This window comes from Kutzneria kofuensis (genome assembly GCF_014203355.1).
Taxonomy (GTDB): domain Bacteria; phylum Actinomycetota; class Actinomycetes; order Mycobacteriales; family Pseudonocardiaceae; genus Kutzneria; species Kutzneria kofuensis.
Genome location: NZ_JACHIR010000003.1, coordinates 172,511 through 191,400 on the forward strand (window position 1 = coordinate 172,511; position 18,890 = coordinate 191,400).

Here is an 18,890-nt window from a genome sequence, read left to right on the forward strand (position 1 = left end):
GAACCGGTCGAAACCGAAGTGCCGCATCAGCGAAACCTGGTCGGCGGCCATGGCCCGCTTGGTGTACTCCGCATCGCCTTGCGACGGTGCGGGCTTGTCGCTGTCGCCGTAACCGCGCAGATCAGCCAGCACAACCGTGTAGTCGTCGGCCAGCTGAGGGGCGACGCGGTGCCAGATCAGGTGCGTCTGCGGATAGCCGTGCAGCAGGAGCAGCGGCGGACCGTCACCCGCGACGGCGCAGTGGATGCGCACCTCGCCGGTGTGGATGTCGTGGTAGGCAAAGCTTTCCGGCAGCGGCACGCTCACGCGAACTCCAGCACGGCCTTGGTGAACTCCACGGTGTTCGCGGTGCCGCCGAGATCCGGCGTGCGCACCGGCGACTTCGCCAGGCATGCCGCGATGGCGTGCTCCACCTCGGCCGCCGCCTCGGCGTGACCGAGGTGGTCGAGCAGCAGCGCGGCGGTCCAGATGGCCCCCAGCGGGTTCGCGATGCCGCGGCCGGCGATGTCCGGCGCGGAACCGTGCACCGGCTCGAACATCGACGGGAACTCCCGCTCCGGGTTGAGGTTCGCGGCCGGCGCGATGCCGATGCCGCCGGCGACCGCCGCCGTGAGGTCGCTGAGGATGTCGCCGAACAGGTTGGAGCCGACGATCACGTCGAACCGGGTCGGGTCGAGCACCAGCTTCGCCGCCAGCGCGTCGATGTGCTCGGCCCGCCACGTCACGTCCGGATGGCTGGTGGCGACCTCGGCCACGATCTCGTCCCAGAACGGCATCGTGTGCACGATCCCGTTCGACTTCGTCGCCGACGTCAGCACGCCGCGGCGGTTGTCGGCCAGCGTGAACGCGTACTCGGCGATCCGGGTCACGCCGGCGCGGGTGAACACCGCCTCCTGCACGGCCATCTCCTCCGGGAAGCCCCGGTGCAGCCGGCCGCCGACCTCGCCGTACTCGCCCTCGACGTTCTCGCGCACCACCACCAGGTCGACCTGGCCCGGCAGCGCCGTCCGCACCGGGCTCGGCAGGCCCTCGAACACCTTGACCGGCCGCAGGTTCACGTACTGCCGGAAGCCGCGGCGGATCGGGATCAGCAGTCCCCACAGCGAGACGTGGTCCGGCACCGACGGGTCGCCGACCGCGCCGAGGAAGATGGCGTCGTGCTGGCGGATCTGCTCCAGACCGTCGGCCGGCATCATCGCGCCGGTCTCGTGGTAGCGGGCGCAGGACCAGTCGAACTCGTCGTACGTGAAGTGGACGCCGTGCCGGGCGCCGACCGTGTCCAGCACGTGCCGGGCCGCGGGCGTGACCTCCTGGCCGATGCCGTCGCCGGGGATGAGCGCGATCCGATGGGTGACCATGCCTCGATCACAACACCGGTTCGGAGGTGCGGTCCAAGACCGGATTCCAGCCCGCCTGATAGGCGTTGCCTATGACACGCTCGCCATGAAGGCCGCGGCCGCCGGGCTCAGCGCGTCCGGCCGGGTGGCGAGGGAGATGTGCAGATGGGCCGCCGGTTCCAGGTCGTGCACCCGCGCGCCGCTCCGCTCCGCCAACCCCGCCCAGGCGTCCGACAGCCAGCCCCGCGTCGTTGAGCACCAGCCTTCGGCCGATCCGGTGGAACAGCGGCTGTCCCAGGTCCCGCTCCAACGTCCTCAGCGCCTGCGATAGCGACGGTTGCGCGACATGGAGTGCCGCCGCGGCCCGGCCCATGCCGCCGTGGTCCACCACCGCCAGGAAGTACTCCAGCTGCCGAGCGTCCACAGTGGGCAGTATCGTCGATCGTCACCCCGATCGACGGGGAGTCGCGCGGCAGATACACGATCGCCGATCTGTCACCCGTTCCGGGGTATGTCGGCGCACCCACGGTGATCACTAGGCTGGTCGGCGACTTCGAGGAAGAGGTGGCAACGGGTGGAGCGACCGGACTGGGCCCCCAAGGACGTCGACATCGAAAAGGCCAGCGCCGCGCGGCTGTACGACTACTTCCTGGGCGGCAGCTACAACTTCGAGGTCGACCGCGCGCTCGGCCGGCAGATCGAGAAGGCCGCGCCCGGTGTGCCCGAATTCGCCTTCCTCAACCGCGCCTACCTGCGGCGGGCAGTGCGGTTCATGCTGTCACGGGGCGTGGACCAGTTCCTGGATCTCGGCTCGGGCATCCCGACGGCGGGCAACGTGCACGAGATCGCCCAGAACACGAATCCGGACGCGCGTGTCGTGTACGTCGACAACGAGCCGGTGGCGGTGGCGCACGCGGACCTGCTGCTGGAGGACAACCCGAACGCGGTGGCGATCGAGGCGGACCTGCAGGACTACGCGACGGTCCTCGGCCACGAGAAGACCCGCGGGCTGCTGGACTTCAGCCGGCCCATCGGGCTGCTCGCCGTGGCGGTGCTGCACTTCCTGCCGGCGGACGTCGACCCCTACGCGGTGCTGGCGGAATACCACCGTGCCCTGCCCGCCGGCAGCTACTTCGCGCTGTCGCACCTGACCCACGACGTCGGCAGCGACCAAGTGGACCAGATCATCCGCCTCTACGCCCAGTCGCAGAACCCGATCATCGCCCGTGGCCGGGACGACATCGCCGCCATGTTCACCGGCTTCGACCTGGTGGAGCCGGGCATCGTGTTCACGCCGCTGTGGCACCCGGAGTCGCCGGAGGACGTCGGCGAGCACCCGGACCGCAGCGGCGCCTTCGTCGGGGTCGGCCGCAAGCGGTAGTCAGGCGTCGACCTTCTCGCGTTCTTCCGGTGAGACGGCGGTGAGCCGAGCGCCCTCCAGGTCGAGGCTGGGCAGCCAGCGCAGCCAAGCCGGCAGCCACCATGCGACCCTGCCCAGCAGGGCCAGCGCCGCCGGCACGAGCACCATGCGCACGACGAACGCGTCGAACAGGATGCCGATGGCCAGCGCGAACGCGATGGACTTGACGGTGGCCTCGCCGGCGGGCACGAAGCCGGCGAACACCGAGAACATGATCAGGGCGGCCGCGACGACCACCGGGGCGGCCTGCCGGAAGCCGGTGGTGATGGCCTCGCGGGCGGACACGCCGCCGTGGTGGGCCTCGTGCATGCGGGACACCAGGAACACCTGGTAGTCCATGGCCAGTCCGAACAGGATCCCGGTGACGATGATCGGCGTGAGGCTGATCAGCGGCCCGGCGCTGTCCAGGTTGACGGCATCGGCGAGCCAGCCCCACTGGAACACCGCGACGGTCGCGCCGAGCGAGGCCCCGATGGTGAGCAGGAAGCCGACCACGCCGACCAGCGGCACGAGCAGCGACCGGAACACCAGCACCAGCAGGATGAGCGCGAGGCCGACCACGAGCAGCAGGTAGATCGGCAGCGCGTGGTCCAGCGAGGCCGCGACGTCGACGCTGACGGCGGTGGCGCCGGTGACCGACACGGTGGCGCCGCCGAAGCCGGCGAGGTGGTTGCGCAGGTCGCCGACCAGCCGCTCCGTGTCCGCGCTGGTGGGCCCGGACTTGGGGATCACGGTGAGCAGGGCGGCGGTGCCGGCCTTGTCCGGGATCGCCGGTGCGACGACGGCGACGTCGTCCAGCTTCTGCACGGTCGCAGTCGCCTTGTGGGCCGTGGCAGCGGCGTTGTCGCCCTCGAACAGCACGATCAGCGGACCGTTGAATCCGGCGCCGAACGCGTCGGACAGCAGCTGGGTCGCCTTGGCCTGGGTGGATCCCTGCGCCGCGGCGGGCACCAGGGTGGTCCGCATCGACGCGGCGGGGATGGCGAGCACGCCGAGCCCGACCACGGCGAGCAGCAGCGCGGCCACCGGCCGCCGGAGCACCGACGCGATCCAGCCGAGCTGGAAACCCTTGTCGCGGCGTGGTTTGCGGGGCAGCGCGCGGCGACCCAGGTAGCTGAGCACGGCCGGCACGAGCGTGATCGCGACCAGCACCGCGACGGCGATGGTCAGCGCCGCCGCGATCCCCATCTGGGTCAGGAACGGGATTCCGGCCACGGCCAGGCAGGCGAGTGCGATGACGACCGTCGAACCGGCGGTGACGACCGCGGTGCCGGCCGTGCCGACCGCCGTGGCGATGGCCGGGCCGACCTCCGCGCCGCCACGCAGTTCCTGTCGGAACCGGCTGATGATGAACAAGGCGTAGTCGATGCCCACGGCGAGGCCGAGCATCGTCGCCAGGATCGGGGTGGTCGACTGCAGCTGCAGGAAGCCGGTGGCGATGGTGACGCCGAGCGCGCCGATCCCGACGCCGACGGCGGCCGTTAGCAGGTTCATCCCGGCGGCGACCAGCGATCCGTACGTCAGGGCCAGGATGACCAGTGCGGCGATCACGCCCACCGCCTCGCCGGCGCCGCCGATGTCGGTCGGGTCGGTGATCGCCTGGCCGGTGACTTCCACCGTGAAACCGTTGGTGCGGGCGGCATTCACCGTGTCGAGCAGCGCGTGCTGCTCGTCCGCGGTGACGTCGCCGACGCCGGCCTTGTAGGTCACCGTGCTGTAGGCGGTGGTCTGCTTGGCGTCGATCCCCGGAGCCTGCGGGTTCAGCGGGTTGGACGCGGACCGCACGCCGGGCAGCCCCGACAGCTTGGTCACCAGGTCGCCGAGGGTCTTGGCGTTGGCCGGCGTCGTGAGCTGCTGACCGGCCGGGGCCTTGACGACCACCTGTGCCGTCGCGCCACCCGAGTCGAACTCGGTTTGGATCCGGTCCTGGGCATTGGTGGATTCCTGGCCCGGAATGGAGATCGCGGTGGTGGTGTGGCCGCCTGATGTCACCGCCCCGGCACCGGCGGCAGCCAGGATCACCAGCCAGAGCAGGACGAAGACGAGACGGCGCCGGTGCGCGAGCGCGCCGAGTCGCTGGAGGAGACGTGCCACGGTGATCAGGCCTTCCGCTCGTGGCCGAGTGCGTCGAAACAGGTTGCGATGATCTGGGCCCGCCACAGCGTCCGGTCGCCGATCTGGTGGGCGGCAAGGCAAAGCACCGCGAGCGCGCCGAGGGCGCCGGTCACGCGGATCAGTCGGTCCGGATCGCCGGCCTCGGGGTCCACGGCGAACGCCTCGAAGGCGAAGACGTCGCCCTCGGCCAGGACGTCCGCCTCCATCGTGGTCAGCGGCCGCAGCAGCAGGGCGACCAGGCCGGGCCGGTCCAACGCGATGTCGGTCATCACCTCGATGGCCCGGCGGTCCCGCGCCGGCCCCGGCGGCAGGCCCCCGACCTGCTCCAGCGCCCGGCGCGCGTGCGTCCGCCCCTCCTCGATGGCCGCCGCGTAGAGGGCGTCCTTGCTCGGGAAGTGGTGCAGCAGCCCGGCTTTGGACAGCCCGACCGCATCTGCCAGCGACTGCAGCGACGTGTGCGCGAAGCCGTGCTGCGCGAACAGCGCCGCGGCGCGATCCAGGATGCCCTGGTCCACCTGCTGTCGGAACTGACGTGCCATGTCCCCGACCGTACGCCGCCTACCTACCAATTCGGTAGGTAAACCGACCGGATCGGTAGGTGACGCTCGTCGCAGTCAGCGCACCGGCTTGATGTCCAGCACGGGCGTGCCGTCGATCGCCTCGAGATGCCGCACGGTGATGCCGTCGGCCGAGACCTCGGTGATGGTGACGGTGTGCAGCCCGATGGGATTGGGGCGGTCGGGGGAGCGCGTGGAGAAGACGCCCTGCTGCGGGCGGGAGGTGTCGCCGCGCGGATGGACGGAGAGCACATCGCGCCGGCTCTGGTGCAGCCAGGTGAGCAGGACGACGTCGTCGCCGACGCGGAGATCGGCGGCCGCGGGCAGCGCCGCGGGATGGAACACGACCCGCGCGGCCGGCGCGTTCTCCTCGGGCTGGCGCGGGGCGGCGGAGCGGTCGGTCAGCACGGAACTGATCCAGCCGATGGGCCGCACCTCGTAACAGGGATCGGTCACGGCGGCGAGACTAGCCACCGGGTGCTGCGCCGGCAGGGTATCGGCGCAGCCCCGGGCATCAGTCCCGCTCGGCGCGGGCGGCGGCGTGCCGGAACTTGTGCCGGTAGCTGCGGGCGGTGGTGCCGACGTGCCGCTGGAAGTTGCGGCGCAGCGTCTCCGGCGAGCCGAAGCCGACCATGGCGGCGATCTCCGCGACCGGGTGGTCGGTGGTCTCCAGCAGCAGCTTGGCCCGGTCGATCCGCTCCCGGTTGACCCAGTCGAAGATGGTGGTGCCGGTGGCGGCGCGGAACTTGCGCACCAGGCTGCGCTCGCTGATGTACGACTGCTCGGCGACCTTGGCCAGCGACAGCGGCTCGTGCAGGTGCTCGCGCAGCCACGCCATCACCGGCGCCATCGGCTCCCGGTCGTCCCGCCGTGCACGGGCGTCGCCCCGCCACGGCGCCGCGATCACGGCCCGGCCCACGGCTTCGGCGCGGGCTTGGCCCACATCCATGGCCAGCAGGTGCAGCGCCAGGTCGACGCCGGACAGCACGCCGCCGCCGGTGTGCACCCGGTCGTCGTCGACGTACGAGATCTCGGTGTCCACACGAACGGAAGGGAAGCGGTCGCGGAATTCGCGGGCATACTTCCAATGCGTGGTTGCGCGCCGGCCGTCGAGCACACCGGCATAGCCGAGCAGGAATACCCCGCTGCCGAAGCCGACCATCCGAGCGCCGGTGGCATAGGCGCCGCGCAAAGCGTCGATGAGTGCGGTGCTGCGCGGCGCGAGCGGATTCTCGACACCCGGAACGATGACGGTGTCCGCCGTCACCATTGTCTCCAGCGGAGCCAACTCGTCACCGTCGGTGTTGCTTTGCTCGCCGCACAGCAGTACTTCGTACTGGCCGGCGACATCGGACTCGGCAACGGCCCGCGGGTCGAATACCTGCCGAACGACGGCGATATCGAGGGAAACGGCGTCGGCGGGCACGACGAGCGCGATGACGTGGCGGTAGCGGCCACGCGACAGCGCGGGCCGGCCTGCGCCGCGAACAGGCGTGGTGCCGGTGCGCATCACGACGGCTCGCTGGCCGTGCGGCGTGGCCCGCCACAGTCTGCCGCGGTCGGTGGCGAAGGTGGTGTAGGTCGGGTACACCTGCATCGGCGTCGCCATGGGCGCCTTCCTTTCGGGGTGTCGACGCAGGTTCGCACGGCGTCTGCCGCTCTCACTCCGTCGCGCATCGGCGCACGCTCCTACGGGGTTTGCGGGGGTTGTCGAGAACGTACCCATCCGGGCCGGGAATGAGCATCAGTCATCCGACCGGTGATGTGTAGGTAGCCCGTTACGTCATCCCGCGAATTGGCGGCCGCCGTGGTCGATCTGGCGCACGCTGGGCGATCGAACGCGCCATGGCGAAAGCCGTTCCCCCGGTGCTGTGAGATCGCCGTGAAGGAGAACGTTCGCATTTCAACTTCCCGAAGCATACGGCCGCGAGCGGCGGCGGACCAGACCGATTCCCGCCTACTCGCCAGCCACCCGCGTGGGGTCCGGCCGGCGCTCCGGCTTGTCACCGAACGAGATGTCCAGGGTCCACTTGTGCCCCTGGGGCGAGCGGTAGCCGAGGCCGGGACAGAGTCCGTCCGGATAGGACGGATCCGTGTTCCGGACGCCGGTACGGCAGTCCGAGGCTCACCGCGCCCGAGGCGGTGGCCTACGGCCTCGCGGAGGACTCCGAGGCCCCGGAGTCCGGCACCCCGGCGTAGTCGGGCAGTTCGACGCCGTTGATCGCGCGGTCGATCAGCGCGGTGAACGCCTCCATGTCGGGCTCCGGGCTCGGCTCGGCGTCCGCCCCGGGGGCGAGGCTGTGCACGTGCAGCCGGCCGATCTCCTGGTTGGCCTCGACGAACGGGCGCATCCGCGCCTCGTAGCCGGCGAACCCGGCCTCGGGGTCCCAGTCGGCGGCGGCCAGTTCTCCGGCCAGTAGGTACGCGCCGACCAGGGCCAGCCCGGTGCCCCCGCCGGACATCGGCGACGAGCTGAACGCCGCGTCTCCGAGCAGCCCCACCCGTCCGCTCGACCAACGGTCCATCACGACCTGCGCGACCTGGTCGAGGTAGAAGTCCGGGGTGTCGTCCAGGTGCGCGAGGATGCGCGGGGTCAACCAGCCCAGGCCGGCCGTCCGCTCACGGAGCAGGCGCTTCTGAGCCGCGACGTCGCGGTGGTCGACGTCGAAGTCGGCCGCGGGGAAGGAGAACATGGCCATCGCTCGGGCGGCGTCCTGGATGGGCCGCAGGAGGGCGGAGCGCCCCGACTCCTGGTGCTGGTACTCGATCAGCCAGCGGTCCAGCCCGAACTCGTTGGGCACGCTGTAGAAGGCCAGCACCAGCCCGAGGTGGCGGACGAACCGCTCGCGCGGCCCGAAGACCATCGCGCGCAGCGCCGAGTGCAGCCCGTCCGCCCCGACCACCAGGTCGAAGCGTCGCCGGTCGCCGCCCGCGAACGCCACGTCGACCCCGTCCGCGTCCTGGGTGAGCTCGGTGATCCGGTCGCCGAAGAGGTACTCGACACCGTCCCGAGTGTCCTCGTAGAGCACCTGGGACAGGTCCCCGCGCAGGATCTCGATCTCCGAGATGTACCCGTCGCCGCCGTCGTCGTCCGCGCGGTAGGTCTCCAGCACGTTGCCGTCCACGTCCACGGTGTACGCGCCGGCGGTCTCGGTGCGGGCCGCGCGCACCGCCGCGTCCAGCCCCATCCGCCGGATGACCTCCTTGGCCACGCCGCGCGCGTCCACCGCCTGCCCGCCGGGACGCAGCTCGGGCGCCCGCTCCACGACGGTCACCTCGGCCCCCCGCCGGCGCAACCAGTGGGCCAGCGCCGGCCCCGCGATGCTTGCCCCCGCCACCAACACCCTGATACCGCTCACCGCGCCCCCCTGCTCGCCCCTCCGGATCGGAGTCCGAATCGTACAGTGACGCCGAGTCCGCCTCGGCCACTACGAATGACGCGGCCACCCACTCACCTGACCGCCGTTGCAGTGCTAGTCGACGAGTTCGCGTTGGGACAGCCGGACCTCCTCGATGTCCAACCGGGCCTGAATCTGCCGCAGCACGGTGTCGTCGATGCGGTTCTCGTCGCGCAGCCGAACGACGGTCGCCCGCTTGCGGGCCAGCAGCGCCAGGCGCAGCGCGGTGTAGTGCTGGTCGTGCCGCAGCGCCGGCCCGTCGGCGTCGTCCTCCTCGGTGCCGGCGTGCAACACGTGCAGGTGCTTCTGGAACTCCCGGTTGAGCCGTTCGACCACATCGGGATCGGTGCCGAGTTCCTCCGCGACGAGCGGCATCGCGGCCATCGCCTCCTCGGTGGCGGTCCGCTGGGCCATCAGGCGTTCCTCCGCGACGGAGTTGTCCTGGGGCAGGTGGGCCCACCGCACCACGCCCGGCAACACCAGTCCCTGTGCCACGAGCGTGACGATGATGACGCCCGCGGTGACGAACACGATCATGTCCCGATCCGGGAAACCGGCCCCGGAGACGACCGTCTCCGGCACGGCCAGCGCCGCCGCGAGCGACACGGCGCCGCGGAAGCCGGACAGGCCGCTGACGATGCGGCTGCGATGGCTGACCCGGCGAAGTCGTTGCGAGGGACGGCGGTCGACGGCCCGGATGATGTAGACGGAGACGAACAGGAACACGATCCGCACCGCCACCAACACCACGCACACCGCGCCGACGGTGATCAGCCCGCGGACGAGGTTGGCGCTGGCCAGCCCGCGCACCGCCGCGTGCGACTCCAACCCCACCAGCACGAACAGCGCGCCGTTGAGGATGAACGTGGCCAGGCCCCAGAAACCCTGCGACAGCTGGCGGGTCTCGGCGCGGCCGATCCGCGGCCCGACCTGGCTCATGATCAGCCCGGCGGTGACGACGGCCAGCACGCCGGAGGCCTCGATCGCCTCGGCGAGCAGGAAGGCGAGGAACGGGGTGAGAATCATCGCCACGTTGGCCAGCAGCGGATCCGCCAGCCGCCTGCGCACCGGGATCATCGCGGTCGCCGTCACCACCCCGGCCGCCGCGCCGCCGAGATAGGCCAGCAGGAACAGCCCGCCGACGTGCACGGCGTCGAACTCCTCCTGGCCGACGGTGACACCGACGGCGATGGCGAAGATCACCAGCGCGGTGCCGTCGTTCACCAGGCTTTCGGCCCGCAGCACGGTGATCAACCGGCGCGGCAGCATCCGGGCCAGCACCCCGACCGCCGTCGCGTCCGTCGGCGCGACCGCCGCGCCGAGCACCCACGCGGGGCCCCAGGGCATGCCGAGCCAATGCGCCGTCGCCGCCACCGCGCCGGCTGTGACGACCACGAGCACGGTGCTCACCAGCACGATGCCGCGCAGGTTGAACCGGATCTCCCGCAGCGACGTCGTCAGGCTCTCCCAATACAGCAGCGCCGGCAGGAAGAGCAGCAACACCACTTCGGACGGCAGGTGCACGTCAAGCACCGCGGGCACGAACCCCAGCAGCGCGCCACAGGTGAGCAGCACCACCGGCGGGGCGACCCGGAAGCGTTGCGCCACCACGCCGGACACCAGCACCGCCACGCCCAGCGCCACCACGAGTTCCAGACCGAGCACGTCGACCTCCTTCGACAGCGGTAATCATGCCGCCTGTCGAGGCGTGCGCCAGCCTCGCGTGCACTGTGGATGGTTACGAACGGAGCGCGGTGCTCGCCCTCGGGGTCAGCCGCGGCGCCAACAGTCGAGTCTCGGGCTGCGCGTCCCGGCCCAGCTGCCGGATGATCATCTCGACCGCGAGCTCGCCCAGCTCCACAGTCGGGATCGGAACCGTGGTCAGCGGCACGGCCCCGCTCGTCGCCGCGCTGTCCGAGCACACGGCCACCACGGAGATGTCGTCCGGCACCCGAAGCCCGCGCCGGTGCAGCTCGGCCAGCACGGTCGGCAGCACCGCCTCGTTGTTCACCACGAGCCCGGTCGGCTCCGTGGCCAGCAGCGCGTCCAGGCAGGCGCGGACCGCGTCGTAGTTGTGCGCGCACGGCCGCGCCTTGGCCACGACGCCGTGTGCCTGGGCGGCATCCGTGAGGCCGCTCAGGAACCGGCCGGCGGAGCTGATGCCGCGCTGGTACACCGACGGCGCCGGGCCCACCATCGCGATCGACCGGTGCCCCAGGTCGGCCAGGTGCTCGACGCAGCGGCCGCCCGCCGCCGCGAAGTCCAGGTCCACGCTGCTGAGGTCGACCGGCTGGTCCGGGGCGCCGATCAGCACCACGGGGCGGTCCAGCGCGAGCAGCGTCGGAACCCGCGGATCCGCCGCCTCCACCTCCATCACGATCAGCGCGTCCGCGATCGCCGACGAGATCACCCGGCGCAGGGCGGCCGGGCCCTCGTCCTTGGTGAGCAGCAACAGGTCCTGGTCGTGGTTGCGGGCCGCGGTCGCCACCGCCGCCACGAAGTCCATCACGGTCAGGTCCTCGCGCAGCGGCGCCACCAGCGCCAGCACGTTCGTGCGGCTGGTGGCCAGCGATCTCGCGCCGGCGTGCGGGTGGTAGCCCAGCTTGCGGATGCTCTGCTCCACCGCCCGCCGGGTCTGCGGCGAGATCGACCGCTTCCCACTGAGCACGTACGACACCGTGCTCGGCGCGACGCCCGCCGCCCGTGCGACATCGATGATGGTCACCACGGAAATTCGTCCCCTCGCGGAAGTCGGCCCCTCATGGAAGTCGGCCCTCATGGAAGTTGGAGCGCATCGACGACCCGTTCGACGCTAGAACACGCGATCCCGGCTGTGCAAGAAGGAGTTGAAAGCCTTCGAAACATTCGGGAATCCGAGACTGCAAACGGTTGTCGAATCCGTCGAACGTGCTGGTCCGTGACTTCTGTATCGATCACGCGATGTCCGTTTGTCGGTGCGGTTGTGCCCGACCGACGGGGAATTGCGCTGCGTTACCCGCCCATTTCAATTCGCAGTCGACGGAGGCCGCCGAACCGGTTCAGTCGAGTGACGCTCACCCGGCCGGGCCGATATTCGGTGGCGGCCGTTCCTAGGCTGATCAGGTGTCGAACACGAGTTGGGAGTGGGACGAGACGCTGTACGCCGGCAGCGCGGCCTACTACGCGCGCGGCCGGGTGCCGTACCCGACCGCGGTCGCGGAGGTCCTGGCCGAGGAGCTCGGTCTCGACGGATCGGGGCGGTTGCTGGACGTCGGCTGCGGGCCGGGCACGTTGACGCTGTTGCTGGCCGACAAGGTCGAGTGGGCGGTGGGGATCGACGCCGACCGCGGCATGATCGAGACGGCTTCCCGTTCCGGCGCAACGAATGTGGAGTGGCTCCGGCTGCGGGCCGAGCACCTGCCGGCCGGGCTGGGGGAGTTCCGGCTGATCACCTTCGCCCAGTCGTTCCACTGGATGGACCGGCCCCGGGTCGCGGCCGCCGCGCACGCGATGCTGACCGCCGACGGGGCCTGCGCGCATGTGCATGCCACCACCCACGAGGGTGTGTCCGGCGACGTCCCGCACGAGGCCATCGGGGAGCTGGTTCGCAGCTTCCTCGGGCCGGTGCGGCGAGCCGGGAAGGGATTCCTGCCCGAGGGAACCGCGGGCGGCGAGACCGAGATCTACCGGGCCGCCGGCTTCACCGGCCCGACCCGGCTGGAAATCCCCGGCTGGGACGTCCCGCGGACCGCCGACGAGATCGTCGCCGCGGTGTTCTCCCTGTCCGGCTCCACGCCCCACCTGTTCGGCGACCGGCGGGCCGAGTTCGAGGCCGCGCTGCGCGAACTCCTCGGCGACCGCGTGTACCACGAGCGGATGCGGGAGATCGCCATCGACGTGTGGCGGCCATGACCAACCGGTTGGGTCGCGACGACCCAACCGGCTCGGTCGTCACGGTGTCGTGGGCAGGAAGGTCGGCGCCCGCCGGGCGTTGCTGACGCGTTCGAACGCCGAGGCGAGGCCGATGAGCCGTGCGTCGGCGTTCCTGCCGGCCATGAACGACACGCCGATGGGCAGCGCGCCGGCAAAGCCCGCCGGCACGGTGATGTCCGGGTAGCCGGCCACGGCGGCGGGCGTGGAGGAGCCGATGAGGTCGACGTCACCGGTGGCGTAGTCGGTGAGCCACGCCGGCCCGTTGGTCGGCGCGATGATCGCGTCGAGCCGGTCGGCGGCGATCAGGTCGTCGATCGAGCGCCGCGCGAGGTCGGTCGCGGTGGCCCGCTGCTGCCGGTACGTCGGATCGGTGACCGGCGGCGCGGCCTGCGCCTGCTCGAACAGCTCCTGGCCGAACTTGGACAGCTCCACCGGGTCCCGCCGGTTGAACGTGATCAGGTCGGCGAGGGTCTGCGGCACGCCGGGCCGCATCGCGAGATAGGCGTTGAGATCGTGCTTGAACTCCGTGAGCAGGGCGGGAAGCTCGTCGGCGCCGATCTCGTCCTGGTTGGCGGGCACCACGTCCACGATTGTCGCGCCGGCCTGGCGAAGCGTGTCGACGGTGTGCTGCATGACCTTGTCGACGCCGGCATCGATGTCGGCCATCGCCCACACGCCGATTCGCTTGCCCCGCAACGAAGTCGCGTTCGGGACATAGTCCTTGCCGGCCAGCACGGACAGCGTGATGGCGGCGTCGACGACGTGCCGGGCGAACGGGCCGGCGGTGTCCTGCTCGTGCGAGATCGGCACGATGCCGTCGCCGTCGACCACGCCCAGAGTCGGCTTGATGCCGACGATCCCGTTGACACCACCGGGACACACGATCGACCCGTCGGTCTCGGTGCCGATCGACACCTGCGCCAGCGACGCCGCCACCGCGACCGCCGACCCCGACGAGGACCCGCACGGATTCCGGTCCAGCACATAGGGATTGTTGGTCTGGCCGCCCACACCCGACCAGCCCGACGTCGACTTCGTGGAGCGGAAGTTGGCCCACTCGGACAGGTTCGTCTTGCCCAGGATCACCGCGCCCGCGTCCCGCAGCTTGTGCACCAGCGGTGCGTCCCGCCGTGGCTTGGCCGCCAGCAGCGCCCGCGAACCGGCGGTCGTCGGCAGGTCCCGGGTGTCGATGTTGTCCTTGAGCAGTACCGGAATCCCGTCCAGGGGACCCAGCACGCGGCCGCTCCGCCGCCGCTCGTCGCTGGCGCGTGCCTGGCTCAGCGCCGTCGGGTCGAGGAACACGATCGAGTGGACCTTCGGCTCCAGCTCGTGGATGCGCCCCAGGTACGCCTCCGTCAGCCGCACCGCTGTCAGGCTGCCCTTCGCCATGCGCGCCTGCAGGTCGGGGATCGTCGCCGCGTCGAGCGTCACGGCGTTCAGGGTAGGGGCCGGCGCGCCGTCGGCGCCGACGGGCGAGACAGCCACCGCAGCGGTCGCGGCCATCGCCAGGGTCAGTGTGGCAAGGCTCAGTCTTCGCACGCCCCCACCGCACTCACCCCGGCCGCCGCAGTCAACCCCTCCAAAGTCGGGTCCGGGCCGGCCGCGCGGAGCGACCGGCCCGGACCACCAGCTGTCTCAGGCGACGTCGTACCGGTCCAGGTCCATGACCTTTGCCCAGGCCCGCACGAAGTCCGCCACGAACTTCTCCCCGGCGTCGTCGCTGGCGTACACCTCGGCGACGGCCCGCAGCTCGGAGTTGGAGCCGAAGACCAGGTCGACGCGGCTGCCGGTCCACTTGACGTCGCCGGCGGCGTCGACACCCTCGTAGGTCTCCTCGTCGGAGCCCTTGCGCCACTGCACGCCCATGTCGAGCAGGTTCACGAAGAAGTCGTTGGTCAGCGACCCGACGTTGGCCGTGAACACGCCCAGCGGGGACTGCTGGTAGTTGGCGCCGAGCACCCGCAGGCCGCCGACCAGCACGGTCATCTCGGGCGCGCTCAGGTTGAGCAGGTTGGCCCGGTCGACCAGCAGGTACTCGGACGGCAGCCGGTTGCCCTTGCCGCGGTAGTTGCGGAAGCCGTCGGCGGCGGGCTCCAGCGCGGCGAAGGACTCGACGTCGGTCTGCTCCAGCGACGCGTCGGTCCGGCCCGGCGTGAAGGGCACGGTCACGTCGTGGCCGGCGGCCTTGGCGGCCTGCTCCACCGCGGCGACGCCGCCGAGCACGATCAGGTCGGCCAGGGACACCTTCTTGCCGCCGGTCTGCGCGCTGTTGAAGGACTCCTGCACGCCTTCCAGCGCACGCAGCACCTGCGCCAGGTTGTCGGGCTCGTTGACCTCCCAGCCGCGCTGCGGCTCGAGGCGGATCCGGGCGCCGTTGGCACCGCCGCGCTTGTCGCTGCTACGGAACGTGGACGCCGACGCCCACGCGACGGACACCAACTGCGACACCGACAGGCTGGTGCCGAGGATCTGCGCCTTGAGGGCGGCGATGTCGGCGTCGTCGACCAGCTCGTGGTCAACGGCCGGCACGCGGTCCTGCCAGATCAGCTCCTCCTGCGGCACCAGCGGGCCGAGGTAGCGCTGGATCGGGCCCATGTCGCGGTGCGTCAGCTTGAACCAGGCCCGCGCGAAGGCGTCCGCGAACTGGTCCGGGTTCTCCAGGAAGCGGCGCGAGATCGGCCCGTAGATCGGGTCGAAGCGCAGCGCCAGGTCGGTGGTGAGCATGGTGGGCGTGCGGGTGAGCTCACCGGTCTCCGGGTCCGGGAAGGTGTTCGCGCCCGCGCCGTCCTTCGGCTTCCACTGGTTGGCGCCGGCCGGGCTCTTGGTGAGCTCCCACTCGTAGCCGAAGAGGTTCTCGAAGAACCCGTTGCTCCACCGGGTCGGCGTGGCGGTCCAGGTGACCTCCAGGCCGCTGGTGATGGCGTCGCGGCCCTTGCCCGAGCCGAAGCTGTTCTTCCAGCCCAGGCCCTGCTCCTCCAGCGGCGCGCCCTCCGGCTCGGGGCCGACGTGGTCGTCGGCGACGGCGGCGCCGTGCGTCTTGCCGAACGTGTGGCCGCCGGCGATCAGCGCGACGGTCTCCTCGTCGTTCATCGCCATCCGGCCGAAGGTCTCGCGGATGTCGCGGGCCGAGGCCAGCGGGTCCGGATTGCCGTTGGGGCCCTCGGGGTTGACGTAGATCAGGCCCATCTGCACGGCCGCGAGCGGCTGCTCCAGGTCGCGGTCGCCGGTGTAGCGCTCGTCGCCCAGCCAGGTGGTCTCCGGGCCCCAGTACACGTCCTCGTCGGGCTCCCACACGTCCGCGCGGCCGCCGGCGAAGCCGAAGGTCTTGAAGCCCATGGTCTCCAGTGCGCGGTTGCCGGCGAAGATCATCAGGTCCGCCCAGGAGACGCGGCGGCCCCACTTCTGCTTGACCGGCCACAGCAGCCGGCGCGCCTTGTCCAGGTTGGCGTTGTCCGGCCAGCTGTTCAGCGGCGCGAACCGCTGCATGCCGGCGCCCGCGCCGCCGCGGCCGTCCTGGATGCGGTACGTGCCGGCGCTGTGCCAGGCCATCCGGATCATCAGGCCGCCGTAGTGGCCGAAGTCGGCCGGCCACCAGTCCTGCGAGGTGGTCAGGACGGCGTCCACGTCGCGGGCCAGCTCGTCGAGATCGACGGTGGAGAACGCCGCGGCGTAGTCGAAGTCCTCGCCCATCGGGTTGGCGACGGCCGGGTGCTTGCGAAGGATCTTCAGGTTGAGCTGGTTGGGCCACCAGTCGCTGTTGACGCCGCCCTCGGTGGGGTGCTTGAAGCGCCCGGTCACCGGGCACCCGCCTGCGCTGGGGTCGTTCATCTCGCCAACAACGGCGTCGGGCTTGTCGGACACGGGATTCCTTCCAGGGCTTCGGGGGCGCGGCTCGCGGACGGGAGTGCCGTCGACCGTCGGAGCAGTCTGGCCCATTTTCTGGAATGAATCAAGTTTGGGTCACGCCCACGCGGGTCGGCCCTTCAAGATCGAGAACCGCTGCCGGACATGGTGCCAGACCCCACAAATCGGGCTCGCACCGTGGTGGCCGCGCACATGTTCAGCGGCGGCCGGGCTGCCTACGGTGGTCGTCCATGCAGCCACTCGACGGGAGAACCGCCCTGGTCACGGGGGCGGGCAGCGGCATCGGCCGGGCCTGCGCGGAGGCGCTGGCGGCCGCCGGCGCGAAGGTGCTGGTCGTCGACATCGACGGGGACTCCGCCCGGGAGGTCGCCGGCCGGGTCGGCGGCACCGCCCACGTCGTCGACCTGGCCGAACCCCGGCAGATCGAGGAGCTGCCGGCCGATGTCGACATCGTCGTGAACAATGCGGGAATTCAGACCGTCGCGCCGGTCCACGAGTTCCCGCCCGACCGGTTCGCGCTGATCCAGCAGGTGATGCTGACCGCCCCGTTCCTGCTGGCCCGACGCTGCCTGCCGCACATGTACGCCAACCGCTGGGGCCGGCTCGTGCACGTCTCCAGCGTGCACGGGGTGCGGGCGAGCCCGTTCAAGGCGGCGTACGTCGCGGCCAAGCACGGCATCGAGGGCCTGAGCAAGGTCATCGCCCTCGAGGCCGCGCCCTTCGGCGTGACCAGCAACTGCGTCGCCCCCGGCTACGTGCGCACGCCGCTGGTGGCCGGCCAGATCGACGACCAGGCGGCCCGCCACGGCATCGACCCCGACCAGGTCGTCGCCGACGTGTTCCTGCAGCGCTCGGCGATCAAACGGCTGATCGAGCCGAGCGAGGTGGCCGCGCTGGTCACGTGGCTGTGCGGCGACGAGGCCGGCTACCTCACCGGCGCCAGCCTGCCGATCGACGGCGGCTGGACCGCGTCCTGATCCTCCAAGGGAGTCAACGATGACCGAAACCCTGTCCCCGCGAAGAGAACGCATCGCCCGCGTCGTCACGGCCAGCCTGATCGGCACCACCGTGGAGTGGTACGACTTCTTCCTCTACGGCTCGGCCGCGGCCCTGGTGTTCAACAAGGTCTTCTTCCCGACGGCCGATCCGCTCACCGGCACGCTGCTGGCGTTCGCCACGTACGCGATCGGCTTCGGCGCCCGGCCGCTGGGCGGCCTGGTGTTCGGCCACTTCGGCGATCGCCTGGGGCGCAAGCGACTTCTCGTGCTGAGCCTGCTGATGATGGGCGGCGCGACGTTCCTGATGGGCGTGCTGCCGAGCTACGCGTCGTTCGGCGTCGGCGCGCCGCTGTTGCTGACGGCACTGCGGCTGGTGCAGGGATTCGCGCTGGGCGGCGAGTGGGGCGGGTCGGTGCTGATCGTCGCCGAGCACGGCAGCGATCGGCACCGCGGCTTCTGGGCGTCGTGGCCGCAGGCCGGCGCGCCGGGCGGAAACCTGTTGGCCACGGCGGTGTTGGCGGTGCTCGCGGCCGTGCAGTCCGAACAGGACTTCGCGAGCTGGGGCTGGCGGATCCCGTTCCTGCTCTCGGGTCTGCTGGTGGCGATCGGGTTGTGGATCCGGGTGCGGATCGAGGAGACGCCGGTGTTCCAGGCGGTCGCCGACGAGCCGGAGCGGACGCCGGTGGTGACGGTGCTGCGTACGCAGTGGCGCGAGGTGCTGGTGGCCATGGGCGCGCGGATGGGCGAGAACATCTCGTACTACGTGATCACGTCGTTCATCCTGGTCTACGTCGTGGAGGCGCTGAAGCTGCCCAAGTCCACCGCGTTGAACGCCGTGCTGATCGGGTCGGCGGTGGAGCTGGTGGCGATTCCGTTGTGGGGCGCGCTGTCCGACCGGGTCGGGCGCCGTCCGGTGTACCTGTTCGGCGCGGTCGGCATGGCGCTGTGGGTGTTCGCGTTCTTCGCCATCCTCGACGTGCGGTCGACGTGGGCGATCGTGTCGGCGACGACCGTGGCACTCGTGCTGCACGGCGCGATGTACGGGCCGCAGGCGGCGTTCTTCTCGGAGCTGTTCGGGACGCGGGTGCGGTATTCGGGGTCGTCGATCGGCTACCAGCTGGCGTCGATCCTGGCCGGCGGGCTGGCCCCGCTGATCGCGACGGCGTTGCTGGCGGCGTTCGCGTCGGCCGTGCCGGTGGCGGTGTACGTCGCGGCCGGGGCGCTGATCTCGGTGCTGGCGGTGACCGTTTCGCGCGAGACGACGGGCAGGTCGCTGGATTCCTGACATC

The 18,890-nt window shown here is 71.1% G+C and carries 14 protein-coding genes and 2 pseudogenes; 4 read left to right on the plus strand and 12 right to left on the minus strand.

Annotation, left to right across the window (positions count from 1 at the left end):
* Positions 1-15: 15 nt before the first annotated feature.
* The 3 genes and pseudogenes from BJ998_RS48305 to BJ998_RS48310 all read right to left on the minus strand — a co-directional run.
* A pseudogene (locus BJ998_RS48305) lies at positions 16-393 on the minus strand (alpha/beta fold hydrolase); the annotation flags it as partial.
* Positions 303-1,358 (minus strand): tartrate dehydrogenase, encoded by a 1,056-nt coding sequence (locus BJ998_RS43060; RefSeq protein ID WP_184869941.1) that lies wholly within the window; start codon positions 1,356-1,358, stop codon positions 303-305. The gene BJ998_RS43060 and the pseudogene BJ998_RS48305, both read right to left, overlap by 91 nt.
* A gap of 213 nt (positions 1,359-1,571) precedes the next feature.
* A pseudogene (locus BJ998_RS48310) lies at positions 1,572-1,761 on the minus strand (LysR family transcriptional regulator); the annotation flags it as partial.
* Positions 1,762-1,911: 150 nt separating this feature from the next.
* Here BJ998_RS48310 and BJ998_RS43070 point away from each other — a divergent pair.
* Positions 1,912-2,718, plus strand: a complete 807-nt coding sequence (locus tag BJ998_RS43070) for an SAM-dependent methyltransferase (RefSeq protein ID WP_184869942.1) — start codon at positions 1,912-1,914, stop codon at positions 2,716-2,718.
* Here the strand turns inward: BJ998_RS43070 and BJ998_RS43075 are convergent, their stop codons facing one another.
* The 7 genes from BJ998_RS43075 to BJ998_RS43105 form a co-directional block, all read right to left on the minus strand.
* A complete protein-coding gene (locus BJ998_RS43075) occupies positions 2,719-4,851 on the minus strand; it encodes an MMPL family transporter (protein WP_184869943.1) in 2,133 nt (710 codons plus the stop codon).
* A gap of 5 nt (positions 4,852-4,856) precedes the next feature.
* The gene (locus BJ998_RS43080) at positions 4,857-5,411 is read right to left on the minus strand and encodes a TetR/AcrR family transcriptional regulator (RefSeq protein WP_184869944.1); all 555 of its coding nucleotides are present in this window, start codon (positions 5,409-5,411) and stop codon (positions 4,857-4,859) included.
* Between the two features lie 75 nt (positions 5,412-5,486).
* Entirely contained in the window at positions 5,487-5,885 is a 399-nt protein-coding gene (tsaA, locus tag BJ998_RS43085) for a tRNA (N6-threonylcarbamoyladenosine(37)-N6)-methyltransferase TrmO (protein WP_312890662.1), read from the minus strand.
* Between the two features lie 58 nt (positions 5,886-5,943).
* The gene (locus BJ998_RS43090; RefSeq protein WP_184869945.1) at positions 5,944-7,038 is read right to left on the minus strand and encodes a GlxA family transcriptional regulator; all 1,095 of its coding nucleotides are present in this window, start codon (positions 7,036-7,038) and stop codon (positions 5,944-5,946) included.
* A gap of 538 nt (positions 7,039-7,576) precedes the next feature.
* Positions 7,577-8,788 carry an FAD-dependent monooxygenase gene (locus BJ998_RS43095; RefSeq protein WP_184869946.1) on the minus strand — a complete coding sequence of 404 codons (1,212 nt, stop codon included), beginning with the start codon at positions 8,786-8,788 and terminating at the stop codon, positions 7,577-7,579.
* A gap of 114 nt (positions 8,789-8,902) precedes the next feature.
* Positions 8,903-10,492, minus strand: a complete 1,590-nt coding sequence (locus BJ998_RS43100; protein WP_184869947.1) for a Na+/H+ antiporter — start codon at positions 10,490-10,492, stop codon at positions 8,903-8,905.
* A gap of 73 nt (positions 10,493-10,565) precedes the next feature.
* Positions 10,566-11,555, minus strand: coding sequence for a LacI family DNA-binding transcriptional regulator (locus BJ998_RS43105; protein ID WP_184869948.1), 990 nt, complete (start codon positions 11,553-11,555; stop codon positions 10,566-10,568).
* 374 nt (positions 11,556-11,929) lie between these two features.
* Here BJ998_RS43105 and BJ998_RS43110 point away from each other — a divergent pair, with 374 nt between their 5' ends.
* Complete coding sequence (locus BJ998_RS43110) at positions 11,930-12,718, plus strand: class I SAM-dependent methyltransferase (protein ID WP_184869949.1); 789 nt, start codon at positions 11,930-11,932, stop codon at positions 12,716-12,718.
* Between the two features lie 39 nt (positions 12,719-12,757).
* On the opposite strand, the gene BJ998_RS43115 is transcribed toward BJ998_RS43110, so the two are convergent.
* A complete protein-coding gene (locus BJ998_RS43115) occupies positions 12,758-14,242 on the minus strand; it encodes an amidase (RefSeq protein ID WP_184870284.1) in 1,485 nt (494 codons plus the stop codon).
* Between the two features lie 132 nt (positions 14,243-14,374).
* Positions 14,375-16,675, minus strand: coding sequence for a catalase/peroxidase HPI (gene katG, locus BJ998_RS43120; RefSeq protein ID WP_376776061.1), 2,301 nt, complete (start codon positions 16,673-16,675; stop codon positions 14,375-14,377).
* A 158-nt stretch (positions 16,676-16,833) separates the two neighbouring features.
* On the opposite strand from katG, the gene BJ998_RS43125 reads away from it, so the two are divergent.
* Positions 16,834-17,580, plus strand: a complete 747-nt coding sequence (locus tag BJ998_RS43125; RefSeq protein WP_184869950.1) for a 3-hydroxybutyrate dehydrogenase — start codon at positions 16,834-16,836, stop codon at positions 17,578-17,580.
* 19 nt (positions 17,581-17,599) lie between these two features.
* Positions 17,600-18,886, plus strand: coding sequence for an MFS transporter (locus tag BJ998_RS43130; protein WP_184869951.1), 1,287 nt, complete (start codon positions 17,600-17,602; stop codon positions 18,884-18,886).
* Positions 18,887-18,890: the final 4 nt, after the last annotated feature.

What these genes read in the sequence shown, in the direction of transcription:
- BJ998_RS43060 (WP_184869941.1), bottom strand. Translation starts at nt 1,358, where the DNA reads ATGGTCACCCATCGGATCGCGCTCATCCCCGGCGACGGCATCGGCCAG.
- BJ998_RS43080 (WP_184869944.1), bottom strand. Translation starts at nt 5,411, where the DNA reads ATGGCACGTCAGTTCCGACAGCAGGTGGACCAGGGCATCCTGGATCGC.
- BJ998_RS43090 (WP_184869945.1), bottom strand. Translation starts at nt 7,038, where the DNA reads ATGGCGACGCCGATGCAGGTGTACCCGACCTACACCACCTTCGCCACC.
- BJ998_RS43115 (WP_184870284.1), bottom strand. Translation starts at nt 14,242, where the DNA reads ATGGCCGCGACCGCTGCGGTGGCTGTCTCGCCCGTCGGCGCCGACGGC.
- katG (WP_376776061.1), bottom strand. Translation starts at nt 16,675, where the DNA reads ATGGGCCAGACTGCTCCGACGGTCGACGGCACTCCCGTCCGCGAGCCG.
- BJ998_RS43125 (WP_184869950.1), top strand. Translation starts at nt 16,834, where the DNA reads ATGCAGCCACTCGACGGGAGAACCGCCCTGGTCACGGGGGCGGGCAGC.
- BJ998_RS43130 (WP_184869951.1), top strand. Translation starts at nt 17,600, where the DNA reads ATGACCGAAACCCTGTCCCCGCGAAGAGAACGCATCGCCCGCGTCGTC.